We start from the raw sequence: 21462 nt of genomic DNA on the forward strand, positions 1-21462 counted from the left end.
AAACATAATTAAGCGAATTATAATAAAACATTAGCCTTGTCTTCCCTAAGTTCATTTATCATTTTTACATAGACTTCTTTATACTTAATTGCATTTTGCCCAATTGAACAATAATATGGATGTGGTAACCGGGATGATACTGGATATTGTAATTTTCCTGCTTTTTGCATTTGTTTCAATGTCTTTTCTACTCTTTGGCTTAATGGGACAATGATCTTAGGTTTTACAATATTCATTTCCGAAATGAATGACTCAGTAAAGAGAGCGGGTAATGGATCAGGTAAGTCATAATAATTAAGGTTTTTATTATTTTTCACAAATCCAAACCATGATAGATTGGTCATGTGAACGGCATTAAAATACGTTTTATTTCCTAATTCATCGATTATAGACTTAATAAATTGTGCACTCTGTTCTTTATCACTTCTATTAATGTTTGGTACTAGACTTGAAACTGACTCAAAGTCCAGAAAAGGTATGCCTGTCTTACCAGCACCATTTCTTCCTGGATTAATCCCACAGAGAACAATTCTTGATGCTTCAGATGAATAAACCAATTTGTAGTAGTTACTAACTAATTCAAAATTTTTATAGAAGCCATCTAGTACTGTTATGTTTTCGCTCTGTAGAAGCTCTCTTATTTCTAAATCACTTTGTATATTTTCAAAAAATTTGTAATGTAATTGAAGAATTCTATCCATTTCATCACCCCAATATATTCCATATAACCAAACATTCTACAAAAACATTAAATATCCTTTTTACTCCTTGTTTTGGAGTTTTTGTAGGTTTATGATTAACTCAATATTATTTAAGTTCATTTAAAAAGGGGAGTTGAAAGTGAAGGAAGAAATACTAATCTTAAAAATACATAATGGCCTTAAAGATGGGAAAAATTTTTACGAAGCAGCACGAGGAAACTGGAAAATTAATAAGGCTAGACTCACTCATATTAAATATGTGATTGGCATTAATCGAGGTAAAGTGGTTTGTGCATTTGAGCCTATCAAATGGATGATCATTGAGGAGGGTAGTGATGCCGGTAGAAAAAGGTTCGATGGTAAAGAGGTTACTTCCGAATTGTTAAAGAATTTCCAAGAAAATGAGCAGAGTCTGTTAAGAAGATTTGGTATCGGCCAGGCGGTGGCTTATTGTTATATGAATGATATTTCACTTCCAGCAGATTGATAAAAAAATTAACTACATAGTATAACCTGCCCCATTGGCAAGGGCAGGTTGATAAAGATCTTTCCTTTAAATTCAAGTAATAACTATAAGATCCGGAAGAATCCGAATCTTAATTAATAGAAACTTCATTTTACCTATAAACACTTTCCTTTATTACCTTAAACGCCTGTGCAGGATACTTTAGTAAAACGTCTAATGAAACAGTATTTAACAATTCATCATTCTGCAAAACTTCAATCTGCTTTTTCACTGAATTAAATAACACCTCAACATGCCCAATCTGATAAGCCTGAACCTTCCTAGCCCGATCAATAGAAGTATCATCTAAGCTAGTGAATACCTTACTAGATAGCCGACGCAGCATCCGCCACAACTTAATCTCCTCACCAGACTTCATAAACAACTCCGGAAGCTCCTGAGCTTGCTCAAGTAAAGTAATCGTCGTCAACATATGAGACTGAATTCCATAACCAACCGGACGAATCCCATGCTTCAGCTTACGCCAACTCTCAACTTCAAACCTCACCCGAGGACCTTGTATCTTAACATCTTGAACTTGCCCATAAAACTCAATCCCATTAGCAACTTCAGTCTCAGCACTAACCTCACTAGTCACATACAACGCCACATACGCAGAACTCTGCCAACCTTTCCTTAGCCCAGCAGCATCCAACTCGAAATATCCATCCCTCTTATAATCCCGATACATCCTAGCATCATTCACCGTACCTACCAACACCTTCTCATCAAGCGAAGACTCCCAGTGATTCCATGCTCCAGTCGGCAAGACGCCCTCCTCCTGCAGATCCTCAGGATTACTCTCAACAAGCCGGTCAACTAACCGCTCAACCAACACGGTTGAATTCGGCAGGAACGGCAGCCCGCCAATATTCACTTCATCAATACTCTTATAAAAAGGATGCTCTAAATAAGCCTGCTCTTCATTCCAAGGGAACAGTACATATGCTCCAAAGGAATATCGCTCATAGCTGTCACGCTGATCATGCTTCTTCACCAGCGCATCCCGGTAGCGGTGCATCGTATTGATGTCCTCTTCAAGCGGTCCGACCTTCTCGGCATCACCCGTCCCAAAACCGAAATCAATCCGATATTTCGCATCAAACACATAATGATATCTGTTATGCGAATGCTTCTTCTCGACTTCAAGCATAATATCAGGCTTCTGCGTCACCGTAGGCAGCTTTCCTTCTCTCTTCTGAAAAGAAAGAACAATCCGCTCGCCCGTCTGAGGATGAGTAAATACCTGTTTTGCATTTGATGACTGGTCCAGATCAACAAACAAAGACCCGTGACGGATTGCCACAACGTCCTGGTACTCCGATACATAGTTTTTCCGCAGGATCTGGCCCATCTTCAAATACGTCCAATACTCATAAAGAGTCGCTACATCCTTCACAGACATCTTAAACAGCTCGCCTTCTAACGCCAGCCCTCTCGTAACCACCAAATAAATCTTATAAACATCCCGGTACCCAATCTTCCGTTGAATCACCATACTCGTCACTGTTCGATCAATGGAGCTGATACTCTTCCAAAACGGCTTGTTCATATAAGCCTTTAACTTCTTCTGCATGGACATGATGTTACCCAGCAGTTCCTCATCAACCGCCCGCTCATACCTGCCTGACTGACTGGCAACCCTCTTAGCCAAATCCGCTAACTTGTGTGTTAGCCGCTCCATCATCCACTTTACAAACCGATTCTCTAACGTATCGTAGGTAATCGTTTTCCGAGCATTTAAGCCTTTCACTGGGAACACAGGCTTATCATGCAGGACCATACCATTCTCCGTTTCAACAAATAAACGAGGGTTGCGGCGTAAGTGCTTTCTCCCCTTGCTATCCAGCTTCTTGATCCGCTCACCTCTTACCATCTGATGCTCTGTCAGCAGCTGATGATGCGGCTGCTCCTCAATGCGCTGAATCGACTTGATAAAACTTTCGAAATAAAACTCGATCAACCGGTAAAACTCAGTTAACGAAGGATTCTCTGACAAATGATTCGAGGCTCCTAAAAACGTCTTCTTAATAAAATGAAAGGCCAGATTATAGACTTCATCATTCACCTCTTCAAGCAGCTTACGGTAATCGTCCTTATAACTTAACTTCGTTGGGAAAATCTCAAGTGTAACATCAACTAATGTCTTCCCCTTATGCTTCACTTGAAAGCTCGTGAATCCGACTTCATTAATGAACTGCAAGTTCCCCATCAGAATCGGATTATTCCCTCTCCCAACAGGCTCAACAGCATTCCTTAAACCCGGATGCTCATGATAAAATGTTAATGCCTTATCATTCTTCGGGGAAATCACAAGCTGATAAGTGCCATTCTCAAAGAAAATAGGAGAATATGAATGTCCCTCTTCGACTTCAAGCGAATCCGTCTCCACATCATAAAGTTCAACTGAATCTATGTTCTCCCCGTTCACCTTAAACCTCATAGCCTCTTTCTCTATCACAGAGTGCTTTCGATACTGTGAAAGACTCTCAAATCGGGCATTATATGGAGTCCCCTTAATATAAAGCGACAAATCCTCCGTTTCAATGTACAGAAGCTCTTTCGTCTCCGATCCACTCATCCTTAACTACCCCAAAAAGAAGTGAAGCCGTCATGCATAATCTTTGGTATCATATTAGACAGTTTTTTAGCTGATTTCGAGAAACGAGCTTCTTTCACAATCGACTCGACATCTTCATCCATCCACTCATGACTCGTACAAAAACTGAACAACTTCTTCAGTGCATCTTCCGTTTTAAGATCATTACCAGTTAACCGCGGAAGCACCTTCTGAAGCAACTGATAATCAAACGCCTCATCAAACGCCATCAGTTGCCCTTCGTCGTTATAAATCATATAAAAACAAACCTCGTTCCGAACACGGTAACCATAATGAGCCTTAATCGGTTCTAAAATTGAATTCACTTCAACTAGTAAACTAGTAACCTTTTTAACCAAATCTTCATGATCAAAAAAAGCATCCTTCAAATTCAGAAACCTTCCAGCCACCTGCTTATTCGAAACAGGCATTGGTTCAGCAACAGAATCTTTACTCAAGAAACCAAAGTGATCCAGAACCACCTCATTGTATTCAATCGTATTGGCACGGTCTAAAACCTTCGGACTGAATGGATGAGTCGTTTCATCCATATTAACCGTCCCAATGATAAATAGATTGTCTCTCATCAGCAATCGGCCAACTTCCATCTCCTCAACCACAGGAGCAGAGACCAACTCACCTTCCTTACGATCACGGCTTTCCATAACACTCAGCAAATCACTGAAGTAGTATTCCACTCTGGCTAGATTCATCTCATCTAACAATACAAAATAAGGCTTATCCCTGTTTTCGGGTTTATTAGCCTCCATTAATACCTTTGTGAATGGTCCTGCTTGAAATTCGCCTTTAATGTCACGGTAGCCAATAAGATCTGATCCGTCGCTCCAATCAGGTCGGACAGGGATTAAAGCGAATTGTCCGTTATCTGCGGTTGCTCCTAGACTCTCAGCAAAGAGTTGGACGATTTTTGTTTTTCCAGTTCCTGAGATACCGGAGAGAATAACAAAAGGCTTTGTCTTTAAAGAAAGATATAAATTATTAATATCTCTCCGTTCATAATAGAATCCTTTAGTAGAAATATAAAAATGGATATGCTCAACCAATTCACTGTCATTCCTAAACTCGACTGCGGTTTCCTCAACTTCCGGCAACAAATCCTCTGTATTGACTTGTGATTTAGAATAAACAATGTATCTCTCATAATAGGAAATCATACTCTCTAAATCTTCCACAAACTCTCTTTCAGAGGGCATTTCATCTTTTTGATATTCAATGTAAGCAGCAGTTGATAGAGCATACCCCTTTGCTTTACTTGACTCTCCTAGATATAAATCATTATCTTTCTTAATCGAAGCTCTCATTTCAACGTGATCTCGTATCTCTTGCTTACGCTTTAACATCTCTTCTTTTGTGGTTTCTGTTACTCCCTGGGCTAACGTTAAATAAAGTCTACTCATATCTTCACTGAATAAATAAACGATATAATAGCCTCTTTGTGTAGAAGTTGTAATTTCTTTATTCATAATAGCAATCCAAGGTACAGATGCCCAGTTACCTTGACCCACAGAGCCAGTAACAACATATTTATCATTCAAACAAGGAAGCTTTTGAAATTCTTTAGGCACATCATTCCTTACATAAGCTCCAAGCGCGTTCCCTCCGAAAGGTTGTGCCTTTGCTGAAACATAGTTATTCATGATATATAAGAGTTTTTCACGGATCAATGTATTCACCATAGGGTGCTCCTTTAGTGTATTGACTTGAATATTGGGTGTGTACTCTTCATCTATTAAATCTACATATTGAAGCCATTTGAGAAGATTGGTAGTTCTTTCTTTGGCTACACTATCTACCATCAAATTATTTCCAAGTGAATTCCTTACGATTAGTTTTCCTAGTTCAATCAAGACTCTCTTTTTCTCATTTGTTGTATGATCTTCTAATAAACCCAATATTTCAAGTGCGATTCTAAAATACTGTTTATGTAAAATTTCTTCCCTTAATAGATCAATCTTATTAGAAGATTGAATGTATTTGTTAATAAGCTCCTTGTTTTGATGTTGATTCTTATCTAGGAAGCCTAGCAACCTTAAGTCCTGGCGCGCTCTTGATTTGATTCGATACTCATTACCTTCTAGTTGTTCACTTAATCTTTCGGGATGATAAGTACCCTCAATGATTTCCTCTAAAAAGGTCTTTACTTTGTGGATGTGCTCATTTGGCAAATCATCTGTTTTAAACTCTATAAACGAAATCGCTGTCTTTTGTCCATTTTCTACTACCTTTACAAAAGGAAGCTTTGCAAAAAATGACATTATTAATGAAGTTCTCCCCCGTGTTCTAACAAAGTCCTCTTTTGAAGCCACCCGCTTAAAGGAAAATTCTTGCCATGCTTGTTTAATAAACTCATAGGAAATTAACTCCAGTGAAGTCGTCTTTTCTCCACGCCGGAACTTCTCAAATGATGACTCCGTCTCTACATAAATACCTTTTTCATCAATTTTTCTAATGAAGTTTTTATTCTTCTGTGATATGGTTTCTATTATTTTAGTTTGTTCTGCCATTGCTTTTAAGATTTCTATTATCATAGGTGTCTCCTAAACGTCGTTTTCTCTAGTTTAGCAAAAAATTTCCATATAAAATAGCCTTCTTGCAGTATGCGAAGAAGACTTCAATATTTTTTCAATATCCTATTAAAACAACGTATTGATGTATGCCGTTTTCCTATATAGGTCAGTCTTGTAGCACACTATCCTAAAAGAAGGGTAAACTATTTCAATTAAATTAAATTAAATGAATCAACCCTCTACCTCAATCAAAAATATCTTTTCTTCGAACCCGCCGCGCTTCTCAGTTCTATCTTTACAGACAGCTTCTACTTCATCAATCGAAGACCCGTAATGCCTAGCTAATGCATGGATGACCTCTAACAAATCAGCAAGTTCTTCAACTGCCTCCCCGTCAGTTTCAGCGTCACAATACTCCTCTAGCTTTTCATAGCTTTTTTCTTTTAAGTACTTTATGTAGTATTCATCGGTAAGAGTTTCTGTTAAAAATTTCTTCCTCGTCTTTTCAAAACCATTTGAGATTTTATCCCGTAACTAGTTTGTTGGAGGTTGGGATGTGGTCGAAAAGAAAAAAGTTCAAGATATCCGTGTATCTAGAACTCCTCATTATTAATGCAATACAACCAAGCAATCCTCAAAAGGAGCACGGATTTTGGGGACTGTCCCCCGGCGAGTTAATGCGTTAACCGACTGGGGGTCAGATCCTAAAATCACTTTTTTATTTATGTCTTAAAACAGAAAAACATAAAGGGCTAAGTAAAGCTATTGATCACACAAAGGTATCCTCTGAAACATCCGGTTGGATCTATTTATCCTCTCTTAATAACCTATAAATTTCTTCCATATACACATTGGTAATCCGCTCCCGGAGTTCTGCATTTTCAAGTAACAATGTATAGAAATCCATGTTTTGCTCGTACCCTGCCACCAATGCATCTTCGACGCTATCTTCATAGGTGAATTTGAAATCATCAATTGGGTTATTTTTAGCACTCGCTCTTAATCTTCCATCTTTTAATAATAAATCTCGAATTTGCATTGCAGATTTTGATGCCACATCCGGCTCATAATCTTTATCATACAAAGAATTTATTTCATTTATTATTGCTGACAATAACTTCTTATTTACAACCTCTGGATTAGAAGGTGTAGGTTTTTTGAGTTTTACTTCTGGAGTAGATTTAACATCGGCTGTTTTATTTTCAAAAGTTTTTTCTTGCCTAAAGCTACTAACAGTAATTTTGTCAGCGACGTCAAAATCATTACCTCCTCCCCCAACATTAATTTCCTTGATTAGATAAGACAAAAAGTTGTATTTCTTATGCAAAGTAACATTTTCATAGGCAGTAGCTTGAATCAAGAAGATATAACCCTTCAAAAATTGTTTAATTGTTCCACGAACTTCAACCTTCTCTAGTTCTGCCTTTTGATCAAATTCCCTCAATGACTTATCTAAAAGTGACCACATTTTTGACTTATCCTTACTTGTACGCTTATCCTGATATAGATATGTATTAAATAAATCTATGTCATCCGCATCCAGAATACCATATCCATCAATAGCCTTTTCTACATGACGAATATCTGAAGGAGTAATTGTTTCAAACAAAATAGTGTCTTTAAAATAAGGCTCAAAAGCTCTTTTAATATCATCATATTCATTCTTAAAATCAAGAATGAAAGTTGTTTTTTCATAAGGAGGGTAGATACGATTTAGGCGAGATAATGTTTGAACAGCAGAAGTTTTATGCAACTTCTTATCCACATACATAGCCACCAGCTTAGGCTGGTCAAAACCCGTTTGATATTTATTTGCTACAAGGAGCACTTGATAACTACTTTTATCAAATTCCTCTCGCAACTCTTCTTCGCTAACACCATTCATAACCGGCTCTGTATAGTCTTCCCCCTCAATTGGCACCTTTCCAGAAAAAGCAACAAGAGCATGAATATCGGTATAACCATTAGAAATAATGTATTTTTCACATTCCTGCTTATAACGGACTGCCGCTTCACGAGAAGATGTTACAACCATCGCTTTTGCCTTCCCATCCAATAAATGAGCAACGTTTGTTCTGAAATGTTCAATAATTATTTCTATCTTCTGAGCAATGTTAGTATCATGTAAGTCGATAAATCTAGCGATCTTTCGCTTTGCAGCGATGGAATGTAGTTCTGGATCTTCCTCAATCTTTTTATTTAAATGAAAATATGTTTTCCATGTCACATAATTGTTCAACACATTCAAGATATATCCTTCTTCAATGGCCTGCTTCATTGGATACAGATCGAAGGCGCTTTTTTGCCCATGTTCGTTCAGTGTTCCAAACAGTTGAATAGTCTCAGGTTTTGGCGTTGCTGTAAAAGCAATCATTGAAACATTTTCCTGTTTACCACACTTTTGTATTTCATCAAGAATTTTATCTTCTTCTGTTATTTCATCATCAGTTTCTCCACCTGAAAGCACAGTGGTTACAGCATTCATTAAAGTACCACCTGTAGAGGAGTGTGCTTCATCTATTAGAACTGCAAAGCTCTTATTTCCCATATGCCCTAACAAATTTTGCTCTAAAATATAGTAAAATTTATGAATTGTTGTTACGACTATCTTTGTATTTCCCGCCAGTGCATCGGCTAAATCTGTGGATGTACATTTATCATCCATAACCTTAATTTGACCCAATTTATGATCAATTCCTGACACTGCATCTTGCAACTGTCTATCCACAATAATTCTATCAGTAATGATTAGAATAGTATCGAAAATGTTCTTCTCAGAACGGTCATACAGGGATGAAAGTATATGAGCTAACCAGGCTATGGTATTTGTTTTGCCAGAACCCGCCGAATGTTCAATTAAATAATTACTACTTGAGCGGTTTTCAATCATATCATCCATCAATTTTTCTATGCACCGAAGCTGATGGTAACGTGGAAATATCAAACTTTCTGAGTAACTTTTTTTACCTGTGTCAGGATCCTTAGTTTCTTTTTGCTCCACAAAAATAAAGCGCTCAATCAGAAAAATGATCTTATCCTTTTTCCAAATATCCTCCCACATATAAGAAACGTTGATTCCGTTCTTATTATGCGGGTTTCCTCTGCCGTAATCTTCAGATCCTTTGTTAAATGGACGGAAGAATGAGGACATTCCTTTTAGCTCGGTGCACATAAAGACTTCCTTTAAGTCCATCGCAAAGCTAGTTAAACAACCGGATTTGAATTTAAACAGGCGAGTGTTATGATCACGTTCTTCCTTAAATTGCTTAATAGCATCCTCATAATTTTGACCCGAGGTATTACACTTTAGCTCAACAGCAAATATAGCAAGTCCATTTAGGAATATAACCAGATCTATACGCTCGTCCTCTTTATGATAGACCTCCTCCATAACAGACAGGATATTTGCGTTATATAGTCCCGTTGCCTTCTGATTAAAAGAAGTTGCTGGCTGACGAAACATTAGTTGTAGTGTTGCACCATTATCAAATTCCACGCCATTTTTTAGGACATCAATCAAACTTCTACTAGACTTATTAATTTCTTGATTGATAAAGTTTATAATAGTCTGTTCAGTTTTGTTTTTGTAAAACTTTCTCAACCTTTCCATTACATCCGGTTGTGTGTTTTCCAAAAACTGAAGTAACACTTCGGTATCAATTGCCAATCTAGGGTTGTATTTTACTGCAGGGCGGATAAGGTAGCCATTATCCTCTTTTAGTCGTTCTAAAATTAATTGTTGATAATCTTCTTTTTCTCGCAACTGATTTGCTGTTACTGGCATGCTTCTTCAACCTCCTTTAATCGTTTTTTTCCTGTTACATATTCAAAAATGAGGGACTTCTTATACTGCTTCATGGTTTCAATTGATTGTTGCTTCTCACCTAGAATTGCATCGATCTTTGAACATCTGTCATCTAGAAATTTTACTATTTCATGTTGTTCGTCGTATATAGGAGAGATAAATGGCAAATCACCAAACTGTGTTTGAGAAATATTTTTCATACTGTTACTAGAGCCTGTTGCAATTACACCGATCCAGTTCCTAACCCCTATTGATGTCAAATAATACCAAGCGTATTTACAGACAATATTTTCCTTGAACTTCACTTGCCAAAGACGGTCTGGTAAAAACAAATTATTATAATTTTCATCAACATAACCACATGCCCCTACCCATTCTGGAGTATTCATACGACTCACAATTAATCTATCTTTTTTTACACGACAACTAACAAGATCAATTTCATCATCATTTACTTTTTTGTTTTCACTAGGCGAAAATCTATCATGATATACACAGCTTGTTTTCAAAACACCATATTCCCAAACTTCTGCAGGGAAATTCGCAGCATTTACACTAGTGCCGCTTTCTACTGAATCAAGATGATATTTAAGTCGTTTAATTTCCCAATGCTCTGGTATATGACCAATCCATTCGACTTCACTAGTTTTCATTTGTACAGTCTTATCCAACCCTTTTGTCACCGTTTCAGTTATAAGAGACTTTTTATGTTGATTTAAGATCTCTACCTGCCGTTCCATATCGTTAATTATAGAATTAATTTTCGAACATTCGGATTCAAGGAATTTAGCAATGACTTGTTGTTCAGATAAAGAGGGCACACAGAATTTTTCATTGGCAAGTAAAGATGTTAAATCTAAGTTTTGAATTCCTGTAGTTTGCTTAATATATTGCTTGGTTATATCATCTTGATACATAGCAACGAACAAAAATTGTAAATAACCCGGCACAACTAATCTATTTGTCCTGAGTCTTTCAACGAAGTTTGAGAATAACGCATCAAAATCTTCATTAAAGATCACGGTCCGTCCCACTGGTGTTTTTTCACCACCACCAGACTTTTCAATTAAAATATCTCCTTTTTCAAGTTGCAATTTCTTAATTGTTGCTTTGTCGTAATTCCTATAAGTAAAATCATTGTTTTTAATTGACGAATTTTGGTAATCAAAATCTGCAACTCGAATACATATTACATCATTACTATTATTTGTTTCCTCTTCTCCCCAAGCTCCATTATCACGCTTATCGATTAAAAACTTTAATCTATACATATCCCATTCAGAAGGTATATTGTTAATCCAAATGCTATCGCTAGGTTTCATTTGGCCCATCACTTTAAAAACTCGCTTTCAATTAGATTAGCCACTCTTCCAGTAAGGGATTTTTCCAATTCTATGAATTGATTCAACAGATTCTCTGCTTTTTCTGGCTCCTTGTACTTATAGAAAAAACGTGTAAAAGAAAACTCTGCCCCTAACTTCTCCTTATTGGAAGCACTTGCCTTTTTATTCTCATCAAATTCGTATACAAAATGGGCATCAGGTACATAAGGATAAACTTCAGTCTTAAAATACTCCTCAATATCCTGTGTTAGTTTTACAAGCTCCACATCTTTTGTAGAAGGGTCATATAGCACTCTTCCCTTGCTATCCTTTTGTATGACTGCTGTTTTATCCATAACTGAAAGCTCCATTGCAATTCCACGAAGACGGCTAGGTGTAATTCCCTCGACTTCATTCAGAATTTTCTTCAATAGCCTCTCAAAATCTGAAAAGTTCTTATAAATCTCCTCAGATGCGTTTTGGCTTAATATTGTAATAACTTCCTCTGTAAACTTCTTACCTTTTTGATGTTTTTTGAACTTCTTTTCGTCAGCAGCAGAACGAGGATTCATCTCAGATAGTACCTCAAAATCTGTTTCATTAAAGATATGTGCATTTGAAGTAAAGAAGGGACTATTTTTTAATCGGTCAATGTTCTCTATAGAGATACTACCTGTTCTTTGTAATGGCTGGTAAACAGCATATTCTTTATACATAAACTCTTCGTTTTTTAATACCTTACAGTTTGGCCCAGGTTTAAAGGAGGCATAAATCTCAGTTATTGTTTTAATATCCTCACGTGATATCTCTTTTCGCTTTTTACCCAATGACTTTTTGAGTGGCTTCCAAAAATCAACTGCATTAATTAGTTGTACCTTACCTTTACGTTCAGGACGCTTGTTCTTTGAAAGAATAAATGCGTATATACTAATATTAGTATTGTAAAATAAGTCACTAGGCAGGGCGATGATAGCCTCTATCAAGTCATTCTCAAGCATATATCTACGAATTTGACTTTCGCCACTTGTAGTGTTCCCACTAAAGAGCGGTGAACCATTAGTGATAATAGCAGCACGTCCAAAATTTTCATCCATTTTATAGATAGCATGTTGCATAAATAGCAATTGCATATCCCCAGTTGATGGAAGCCCTGCTGAAAAACGTCCATTTTTTCTCTTGAACTCTTCTTTAACTGCTTTCTCCACACCATCAGCCGCATCTTTACCTCCCCATGGTGTACCAAATGGAGGATTTGCAATGACAATTCGCATCGACTGGTCATCGAAGCAATCATTTTTCATTGTGTCCTGAAAGCGAATGTTCTCTGCATTTTGGCCCTTGATAAGCATATCTGCCAAACATATCGCATAAGATTCTGGATTTATCTCCTGTCCAAACAATCTTATATCAGCATCCGAGTTCATCCGTTTAACAAAATCATAAGTAGTTGATAGCATTCCGCCTGTACCGCATGCCATATCCAAAACTGTAGTGATTTTTCCCTCATTAAATAAATCGTCACAGCCCTCTGCTAACATAATATTAACCAATAGTCGGATTACCTCACGAGGTGTATAGTGGTCACCGGCTTCAGCATTTTCAGAAAATCTTTGAATTATCTCTTCAAACATATAACCCATTTTTATTCCATCTATAGTTTCTGGATCTAAGTCCAATTCTGAAAACTTCTTAACAACACCCAGGAGACGGTTATTTTTATCCATTTTCATTATCTCTTTTTCAAAATCTAGACTACGAATAATTTCTTGTATATTGGAGGAAAAACTTTCTATATAGCTGTTAAAGTTGGTAGCAATATTATGTGAATCATTCAATAACTCTTTTAATGTATATCTACTCGTATTATAAAATTTAAAGCCCGAAGCACGTTCTAAAATTCTACTTGGAGTATTTGGATTTTTTTCAAACAATTCTACAACCTTGTCTTTTGTTGAAGCCAGAGCACACTCTATACGGCGTATTATAATCATAGGAATAATTACATCTTTATATTTATCCGATTTATATGTACCTCTTAGTGTATTTGCAATAGAAAAAACCAAGCTAACCTCTTTATTTACATTCATAGAGGTTTCATCAAGCATTACTTTAGTAAAGTTAGATTTTGTCATGTTGTCCTCCTAAAAATTTGCGTCTATTTAGTTAATTACATATCTTTTGATTTCACATCATCCTCAGGGCATAGCTCGACTTCTACAATATCACTAAGTTGACATTTGAGTGCTATACAAATACGCGCCAAGACTTCTAACGACACATATTCATTCTTATACATCCTTGTAAAAGTACTTGCAGCAATACCCGTTGTACTACGAAGGTCAGATTTACTCATATCTCTATCAATAAGTATCTTCCATAACCCTTTATAATTGATATTCATATCGCACCTCGCAATAATTCGATATAAAACACACTATTAATCCATATTAAACTTATTAGTTTTATTTCGACATGTCAATCGTTTTTTCGATTTATCGAATTTTTTCAACTATACTTTGCAACTTTGTGTAAATGGTAATAGCTATTTTTGCATATAATAAGACCCTCATAATAAATAAGCCCCCAAACAAAACAGTTTGAGGGAACATAACCTAACTTCATTTTCAACTTATAATTCACTAAACCTATTGATTACAAGCTATTTTAACTTTATCAACGCCACGCACTGACGTGCCAGTTTGAGGCTCATTTATTTAATCGCCTTTTATATGACCACCTATTGGAGCTAAAAATCCTGCAAGGAAAGCGTCATTTGCTTTTTTGTGTTCTTCACTAAAAGGAATGCGACTTCCATTTGTCTTATGTTCAAAAATTTCTTTTTACTTGTTAAGCTAAACTGCCACGATATTTAAAGAATACAACAATATGCTTCATCAGAGACTGATTACTTAAATATTTTTCTGAAAATGCACTTACACACTTACCAATATAAAGCCATGTGGAATTTATCCTTTTCCTTGCCAAAAAACATACAATTTGCACCCTTACCTGCATATCCTGGAATTCGTATTGGTATCGGCTCATAGGCGTAAGGATACATATAGAAAATATCTTTTGTCTTCTGTCCGGTTCTATTTAAAAAAGGAAAATACTTCATTTTATCTTCATCAATATCTGGTACCATTCCTTTACCTTTTCCTAACTGGACTATTTGACTCAATCTATCTACAGCATTAAACCAGCCAATAATAAATGCCCGTGTTCCTTTATTACCTTAGCTTATCTCAGTATATAACCAATCAAAATCTTTTTTTATTTCCTTCCATGTAATTTTATTTGCTTTTCCCCCACCCCTTTGAAAATTGCGGAGAAACTTTACTTCAATTAAGAAATCTTTTGAATCAACAATAATATCTCTAGTGTCAGGTCCCTGCATATTAAATTTTGCCATCTGTCTAAATGGATAACCTAATCGAACAGTTAAATCAGCTTCACTAAATCCTGAGTCTGCAATATCCTTTAATTCACTTTTATCATTTACATAATTAAATCGTTCGTTAAATTCATCAATAATGAATAGACAATTTGAAATTAAGTACTGATCAATCGTTGCTTGTTTTTTCACCATATATAAGTCCCCATCACTTCTTTTCATTACAATTATTTCAAAAAAATCACAAAAACTCAACAACTTTCTTCCATTAACTGGACCTTTTACGGAATAAAGCTAACAAGGTTGAGGAAGAGCTTTTAATCGATCTTATTTCTAAAGATCTACCATTTATTTCTGCCGTATTAAGGCCCGAGCATTTTCGTGTATTAGAACTGATATTTATAGAAGGGGAAAATAACAAAAATTGTATATGAAGAATCTAAAACTAAAGTATAATGGTGATAATGAAAATAAGATAAAGGGGGAGGAAATTTGAAAAAACTTGATAGGGTAATTATTAAAGGATTTAAATCAATCAAAGACCTGGATATTAAACTAGCACCTTTAAACGTTTTAATAGGAGCTAATGGTGCCGGAAAGTCAAATTTCATTTCTTTTTTTAAGATATTAAATAACGTAGTGAATGAAAATTTCCAAAATGCTGTTATAAAATCAGGTGGAGCTAACACTTTGTTTTACTTTGGAACTAAAGAAACTGAGAATATTTATTTTAGTTTATACTTTGGACAAAACTCTTACCGCGTAAACTGGAAAATAACAGATGATTCTAAACTATACTTTTCATCAGAAGAGCTAGGCTTTTTAGGAGAAGGCTATGATAATCCATTAATTAACAGCTTGGGTTCTGGTCATGTTGAAACACAACTTCTCGAAGAATCGAAAAGGAATCCTCACAGGACAGTAATAGCAGACCATATTATTAGAAACTTAAGACAGTGGAAAGTATACCATTTCCATGATACTAGTGACACTTCCAAGATGAAACAAACTTGCTATGTAGAAGATAATAACTATTTTAGAGAAGATGCATCAAACTTAGCAAGCTTTCTATATTTATTAAAAGAAAAGCATCCAGAAAATTATAAAGCTATACTTCAAACTGTACAATTAGTTGCTCCTTTTATAAAAGGTTTTAATCTTTCTCCATCCAAATTAGATGAGAGTAAAATACGATTAAAATGGTTTAACGAGAAGTCAGATGATTATTTTGATGTAAGTCAGTTGTCAGATGGGACCCTTAGATTTATATGTATATCTGTCTTACTCTTACAACCTAACTTACCAAGTACGATTATCTTAGATGAACCAGAACTTGGTTTACATCCCTTTGCTATAAATGTTCTTTCTTCACTTTTCCAAAGCGTCTCAAAAAAGACCCAAATAATTATTTCCACACAATCTCTGGCATTAATGGACAATTTCGATCCAGAGGATATCATTGTAGTTGATTATATTAATAATGTATCAAAGTTTAATCGTTTAGATAAAGAACAATTAGAGGATTGGTTTGAAGATTATTCGTTAGGAGAGCTTTGGGATAAAAACCTGCTTGGAGGTAGACCAAGACAATGAGACATGTAATGATGTTAGTAGAGGGGCAAACTGAGGAAGCATTTGTAAATAAAGTTCTTAAACCTTACTTTTTAGAAAAACAGATTTTTGTGGATGTTACGATGGTATGTACGAAAAAAGTTAAAAACTTAAGAGCGCATAGAGGTGGTTTTTCAGATTTCGATCAGGTAAACCGAGATATAACTCGTCTCTTAAAATCTTCTCATTTTGATTTGATTACTACATTAATTGATTATTATGGCTTGCCTTCCAATTTCCCCGGATATGGTTCAACTCCAGATAGTAATTGCTATGATAAAGTAAATCATCTTGAAACCGAATTCGCCAGGCATATAAATAATGATAAATTTTTACCTTTTATTATGCTTCATGAATTTGAAAGTTTGATATTCTGTGATGCACATTCATTAACTGGTTTCTTTAGTACAAGAAAGTTGGAGAGGTTAAATAGAATAGCTTTACAATATGATTCGCCAGAACTCATTAATAATTCACCTCAAACAGCTCCCTCCAAAAGAATACTTTCAGAACTAGATAATTATGAAAAGCCATTACATGGTCCAATTGCAGTACAGAATATTGGATTAGATAAAATAAGAGATCAATGTCCACACTTTAATGAATGGATAAGTTATATCGAAAAAATATAAAAATATATCTTAAACCGCATTTTAGTAGATTATTTCAAAAAAATTATATAGAGTGTATAGAAATTAAATCTACACTAAAATGGTTTTAATAAAAATGGTCAATGGCAATTCAGCCACTGACCATTTTTATTATACTTGATTAAAATTCTGGTGACTTTTATTTTTCCTTTATCCTGTTCAATATTTCTAAGGATCTTTTCCGAGTATTTATTGTTTCTTTTTCTAGGTAGTGCACCTTGAATACTTTGTAATCGTTCGAAAAACATTTTTCATATATATTTCCTTCTTTAGTATGCAGTATACTCTTTTTCGAAATAATTTCTTCTACCGTTTCATCACCTTTTATGAGTAATACTGCTTTGTCTCCTTCAAAACGATCCAATGTATATTTAAGGCATTTCATCAACTTTCACACCTTTAGAATTGTAGAGTGCTGCAGCATCCTCATTACCCATAAGCCCTGAGGATCTTCTCCCTAAATTTAGGATCTCTTTTATTTTTTGTATAAATGGTAAAATCCAGTCCAAGCGCATCCAGTATGTCCTGGTGGATTGTTTAAGGAAATTGACTATCCTATATGATATGGGCAACCTCCTGTACGAGCCTCGAGTCATTTTTTAGAAGTTGATTAACTTCCGGGGTGAATCCCCCTGCAATCCCATCGCCAGTAACTGAACGATTACTTGGACTCTCTGCATTGGCTTCTTTATCCAGAAGCCATATCCCGTCTCTTCTCAAACGTACAAAAAGTTCTTCAGGATAATAGGATTTCCTGAGCGGACCAAATTTCCCTCAACAGCTCCGTCAGCTTCTCCCTTGTAACTTCATAACTTATGAATCTGGGTTTGTCAGCTTGAAGCTGTCCCAATGCAAATAAAATTAATAAAGGTTTATGCGGGGCTCTCTGGTCCCCTTTTTTCCATATGGACAGGTTGTTGATTCTATCTTTTAATTCAGCGCTGTTCATTGATTTCCACCTTGCTTAGAAATTTATTTTTCCTATGTAATAGATGAGTTACAAAATCATTGGAAATAATCCTCCACTCTAATCAAAAACACCTTCTCCTCAAATCCCCCACGCTTCTCAGCCTTTTCTATCCGCACTGCTTCCACTTCCTCTATAGAAGATCCATGCTGCTTGGCCAAAGCCCGGATAATTTCCAACAAATCAGCAAGCTCTTCCACTGCTTCTCCATCCGTTTCAGCCGAACAGTACTCGTCTAGTTCCTCATAAGCCTTTACTTTTAAATACTTTATATAGTCTTCATCGTTCAGGACCTTTGTGGAAATCTTCTTGCCTTTACTTTCAATGATTTGAGGTATTTTATCTCGGACTAACTTGTTATAGGTCGGCATGTTAGTGACCTCCTGTTTTTATAATATCTATATTTTAACATTTTAATAGTGGCATACTCCCCCACTTTTTGAACATTCCCCTTAGCGAGTAACAACAAGCACCCCATATTAATTAACGGCAAGTAGTAGATGCTTATCAATAAGTACATAATGAAAAAATATTCTTCGTTTATTTTACATAATTTTTAATAATTCAAACTACAGTTCGTAGAGTTCGTTTTTCCCCATTTGATATTGGTTGTAAAAAGGGGAGAATTCTTTGACAAAAGAAGATTTCGCGAAATTTTCGGGTGAATATTTAAAACGGAGAAGATATGAACTTGGAATGACACAGGCTGAATTCGCTGGAATCCATATGTCAGAAGAAGGCTATAGCAAGATTGAGCGGGGAAAAAGCGTCCCTAGTGCACTGACATTATGCGTCATATATAACAAAACAGGAATCAGTATGGATTATATTTTTAAGGAATTTGATATAATAGATCAAGAGATGAAACCAGAAAAAGAATGACTTATTCGTTAATTGGGGGGATTTACATCAACAAACAAGAATTAATCCTATTCAAAGAAAAGCAAACCTACAACTTTATGATTCTTGGCTTTACCCGTGAACAGGAATACGGGGAGATTTATTTTACCGATCATACTAGAAGGACGACTATTTACAGAGGGTCTGATGTGAAGGAAGTTATTAAGTTGGCTAAGAGAAAAAGTAGGATCTTACATTCAAAGTAAGCACCTACTTTTTCTTATCATGTTATCAATTGACTGAATTGGAAGTTCAAGGCTTTTCCTCCCTCGGCGTTAAAGCGGTAACCGACTGGGGGGGGCAGGCCACAATTTTCCTTAAATCCCATTTAACTCAAGTTCTCTTGTTCCCTCTCTTTCTCATATTCTTCAAAAAATTTCTTCACCTCTTCTTTATTAGATGAAATAAAAAGAGGATGTTTATACCCTTCTTTGACTCCCTTATATGCGGTAAGCTTAAAGACTCCTATAAGTGGGTATTTAGGAAAAGCTGGTAAAGGAACACCGTAATCTTTGGCCCAGTAGGATGACATCACACCCGATTCGCCTAGAGAACGATACCCCCAAAACTCATCTTCTAATTTTGTATACACATCGTCCTCATGACTGTCACTATCAGCATCCCCTTTATAAATAATGAAAAGTTCCAGAGTAGAAAAGTAGCTGGGATCTTTCCCTTTGGGTTGTTTAGGGCTTCTGCTTTTTCCGAATAATTTGCTAAAAAATGCCATTGACCCGTCTCCTTTCAATCATCATTTTTGCTGATATTATCACGCTCATATTTTCCATTAAGTATTGATTAGACTTTCGGCGCTCTCGCTATTGTAAATTAATTACAATAGGATGAGTTATTTACAGTTTAATAGAACGAAATCATAAAGCCAAGCCCTGTGGTTCTACTCAATGACAATTGTTCCTTCCGGTTCTGGATGTGTATTCGATAAGGAATCTGGGAACCAGCACCGCACCGTGAGTGGAGTTTTTGTTAAATATTTCAATATGTAAAACGAAATCACTGGGACATTAGATGCTACGACATTGCAGACGATCTTACCTAAATGGAGCTGCCAGGAAATCCACAACCCATTCCAGATCATGGCCTATATCCAACGTATAAACAAGAAGACATTCGCATATGTATTCTAGAACCGGCACCTGAAAAGGGGGTGTCTGTTCTTTTTTTGCCTAAAAACCCTTACCTTATTAACGGTATGAGTTTATTATTAGTACTTTAAATGTGATTATTCTGATTAGTTAAAATATAAAGGAATTTTAACAATTTGCGGTAAAATGAAGAAATGATGTCAATCTTTCAGAAACATATTATAGGGGTGTCTACACAATGAAAATGAAACTAAACGGATTACTCTTGCTTTTAACGAGTATGGTCATCGTTGGTTGTGCCAACGTAGAAGGCGCAGCCGCACCAGATGAAGAAGCAGATCCGAAAGTAGAAGCCACGGAGAATGCTGATAGTAAAGGTGAAACGGAAGAAGCTGCTCCGGAGGCTGTGGATGGGCCTGAAGCAGAGGAAGCAGTCGCAGAAGAAACCTCAACCGAAACAAATGAAGAAGGGTTTCCAGGATTCGATCTCCTTGAAGTCGATGGTGGTGATTTGTCTGGGTATCGTCAACCGAACGTTGTCGTTGACATTGGTTTTGGGGACCGGAAGTATTGGGCATTCACGAATGAATACGGTCAGCTGGTGCGCGTCATTGCAGACGAAATCATTTTACAGGATGACCGCACGGAGCCGGTAACATCGTCCGGCAGATACTACTCTGATGAGGCAAAGGTTCCCGGCATCGAAAGTGATGTATTGGATGAAGGGCATATCATTGCCGACTCTCTCGGCGGGGTATCAAACGCTTATAATATCACCCCTCAAGACAGCACGCTTAACCGGCACGGTGATCAAGCGTATATGGAAAAAAGTATCCGGGACGCAGGTGGAGCCACTGATTTCGAAGCCATTATCACCTATCCAAACACGGAAACGCAGATCCCTTCAAGTTATCAGTATACCTATACGCTAAGAGGGAACGTAATCGTTGATACATTCGACAATGTGAACCCTGATGAAGTAAACGAATCACTCGGTCTGACAGAAAGTAAACCTTCCAGTTCAACGAGCTCCAGCACAGATACAACGAATTCAACCACAGAAGGCGATCTCTCAAGCATTGACACGGACGGCAGTGGACTGGTGACGATCAAAGAAGCAAAAGCAGCCGGCTTCAGCATGCCAATCACAAGCGATCATTGGTTATACCCTCATATGCGGGATAATGATGGAGACGGGATGGTTGGAGAGTAGGATATCGGTTCAGAAGACATACAAAAAGCTTGGGGTTGGTGCTTACCCCCAAAGTTAGATTTTCGACTCTAACTTTCGGGGGGCGGTACCGTTCCCAAGCTTTTTTCTTATGGCTATCATGTCACCTTGATAAAGTCGAATTTTTTTGTGGCCATTCTTTTAAG

The 21462-nt window shown here is 36.5% G+C and carries 17 protein-coding genes and 1 pseudogene; 5 read left to right on the forward strand and 13 right to left on the reverse strand.

Features of this window, described 5'->3' with window-relative positions:
- Positions 1-17 precede the first annotated feature (17 nt).
- Positions 18-701, reverse strand: coding sequence for a uracil-DNA glycosylase family protein (locus AS034_RS01955; RefSeq protein ID WP_058297304.1), 684 nt, complete (start codon positions 699-701; stop codon positions 18-20).
- A gap of 139 nt (positions 702-840) precedes the next feature.
- Here AS034_RS01955 and AS034_RS01960 point away from each other — a divergent pair, with 139 nt between their 5' ends.
- Complete coding sequence (locus tag AS034_RS01960; protein WP_058297305.1) at positions 841-1188, forward strand: hypothetical protein; 348 nt, start codon at positions 841-843, stop codon at positions 1186-1188.
- A gap of 130 nt (positions 1189-1318) precedes the next feature.
- On the opposite strand, the gene AS034_RS01965 is transcribed toward AS034_RS01960, so the two are convergent.
- The 8 genes from AS034_RS01965 to AS034_RS02000 all read right to left on the reverse strand — a co-directional run bounded on the left by AS034_RS01965 (position 1319) and on the right by AS034_RS02000 (position 15049).
- The gene (locus tag AS034_RS01965) at positions 1319-3787 is read right to left on the reverse strand and encodes a restriction endonuclease-like protein (protein ID WP_058297306.1); all 2469 of its coding nucleotides are present in this window, start codon (positions 3785-3787) and stop codon (positions 1319-1321) included.
- Positions 3788-3789: 2 nt separating this feature from the next.
- The gene (locus tag AS034_RS01970; protein ID WP_058297307.1) at positions 3790-6354 is read right to left on the reverse strand and encodes an MrcB family domain-containing protein; all 2565 of its coding nucleotides are present in this window, start codon (positions 6352-6354) and stop codon (positions 3790-3792) included.
- 784 nt (positions 6355-7138) lie between these two features.
- Positions 7139-10117 carry a type I restriction endonuclease subunit R gene (locus AS034_RS01975; protein ID WP_058297308.1) on the reverse strand — a complete coding sequence of 993 codons (2979 nt, stop codon included), beginning with the start codon at positions 10115-10117 and terminating at the stop codon, positions 7139-7141.
- Entirely contained in the window at positions 10108-11460 is a 1353-nt protein-coding gene (locus AS034_RS01980; RefSeq protein ID WP_162266015.1) for a restriction endonuclease subunit S, read from the reverse strand. Before AS034_RS01980 ends, AS034_RS01975 begins: the two co-directional genes overlap by 10 nt.
- 8 nt (positions 11461-11468) lie before the next feature.
- Entirely contained in the window at positions 11469-13592 is a 2124-nt protein-coding gene (locus AS034_RS01985; protein ID WP_058297310.1) for a type I restriction-modification system subunit M, read from the reverse strand.
- A 35-nt stretch (positions 13593-13627) separates the two neighbouring features.
- On the reverse strand, positions 13628-13861 hold the full coding sequence (locus AS034_RS01990; RefSeq protein ID WP_058297311.1) for a helix-turn-helix domain-containing protein: 234 nt from the start codon (positions 13859-13861) through the stop codon (positions 13628-13630).
- Positions 13862-14401: 540 nt separating this feature from the next.
- Complete coding sequence (locus AS034_RS01995) at positions 14402-14605, reverse strand: hypothetical protein (RefSeq protein WP_058297312.1); 204 nt, start codon at positions 14603-14605, stop codon at positions 14402-14404.
- Positions 14606-14695: 90 nt separating this feature from the next.
- On the reverse strand, positions 14696-15049 hold the full coding sequence (locus AS034_RS02000; RefSeq protein ID WP_141687646.1) for a hypothetical protein: 354 nt from the start codon (positions 15047-15049) through the stop codon (positions 14696-14698).
- A gap of 297 nt (positions 15050-15346) precedes the next feature.
- Here AS034_RS02000 and AS034_RS02005 point away from each other — a divergent pair, with 297 nt between their 5' ends.
- Both AS034_RS02005 and AS034_RS02010 read left to right on the forward strand, forming a co-directional pair.
- Entirely contained in the window at positions 15347-16447 is a 1101-nt protein-coding gene (locus AS034_RS02005; protein WP_058297314.1) for an AAA family ATPase, read from the forward strand.
- Positions 16448-16455: 8 nt separating this feature from the next.
- The gene (locus tag AS034_RS02010; RefSeq protein WP_162266016.1) at positions 16456-17097 is read left to right on the forward strand and encodes a DUF4276 family protein; all 642 of its coding nucleotides are present in this window, start codon (positions 16456-16458) and stop codon (positions 17095-17097) included.
- A 157-nt stretch (positions 17098-17254) separates the two neighbouring features.
- Here AS034_RS02010 and AS034_RS02015 read toward each other — a convergent pair whose 3' ends face one another.
- The 3 genes and pseudogenes from AS034_RS02015 to AS034_RS02030 form a co-directional block, all read right to left on the reverse strand.
- A complete protein-coding gene (locus tag AS034_RS02015) occupies positions 17255-17500 on the reverse strand; it encodes a DUF3006 family protein (protein WP_058297316.1) in 246 nt (81 codons plus the stop codon).
- Positions 17501-17547: 47 nt separating this feature from the next.
- Positions 17548-18064: pseudogene (locus AS034_RS23450) on the reverse strand (phosphorothioated DNA-binding restriction endonuclease); the annotation flags it as partial.
- Between the two features lie 56 nt (positions 18065-18120).
- Positions 18121-18453: a nucleoside triphosphate pyrophosphohydrolase gene (locus tag AS034_RS02030; protein ID WP_058297319.1), complete on the reverse strand. Its 333-nt coding sequence runs from the start codon at positions 18451-18453 to the stop codon at positions 18121-18123.
- A gap of 259 nt (positions 18454-18712) precedes the next feature.
- Here AS034_RS02030 and AS034_RS02035 point away from each other — a divergent pair, with 259 nt between their 5' ends.
- On the forward strand, positions 18713-18964 hold the full coding sequence (locus AS034_RS02035) for a helix-turn-helix domain-containing protein (protein WP_058297320.1): 252 nt from the start codon (positions 18713-18715) through the stop codon (positions 18962-18964).
- Between the two features lie 346 nt (positions 18965-19310).
- Here AS034_RS02035 and AS034_RS02045 read toward each other — a convergent pair whose 3' ends face one another.
- Complete coding sequence (locus AS034_RS02045; RefSeq protein ID WP_058297322.1) at positions 19311-19712, reverse strand: hypothetical protein; 402 nt, start codon at positions 19710-19712, stop codon at positions 19311-19313.
- A 611-nt stretch (positions 19713-20323) separates the two neighbouring features.
- On the opposite strand from AS034_RS02045, the gene AS034_RS02050 reads away from it, so the two are divergent.
- Positions 20324-21298 carry a DNA/RNA non-specific endonuclease gene (locus AS034_RS02050; protein ID WP_176716074.1) on the forward strand — a complete coding sequence of 325 codons (975 nt, stop codon included), beginning with the start codon at positions 20324-20326 and terminating at the stop codon, positions 21296-21298.
- The last annotated feature ends 164 nt before the right edge of the window (positions 21299-21462 follow it).

Source organism: [Bacillus] enclensis (assembly GCF_001456935.1).
Lineage (GTDB): Bacteria > Bacillota > Bacilli > Bacillales > Bacillaceae_B > Rossellomorea > Rossellomorea enclensis.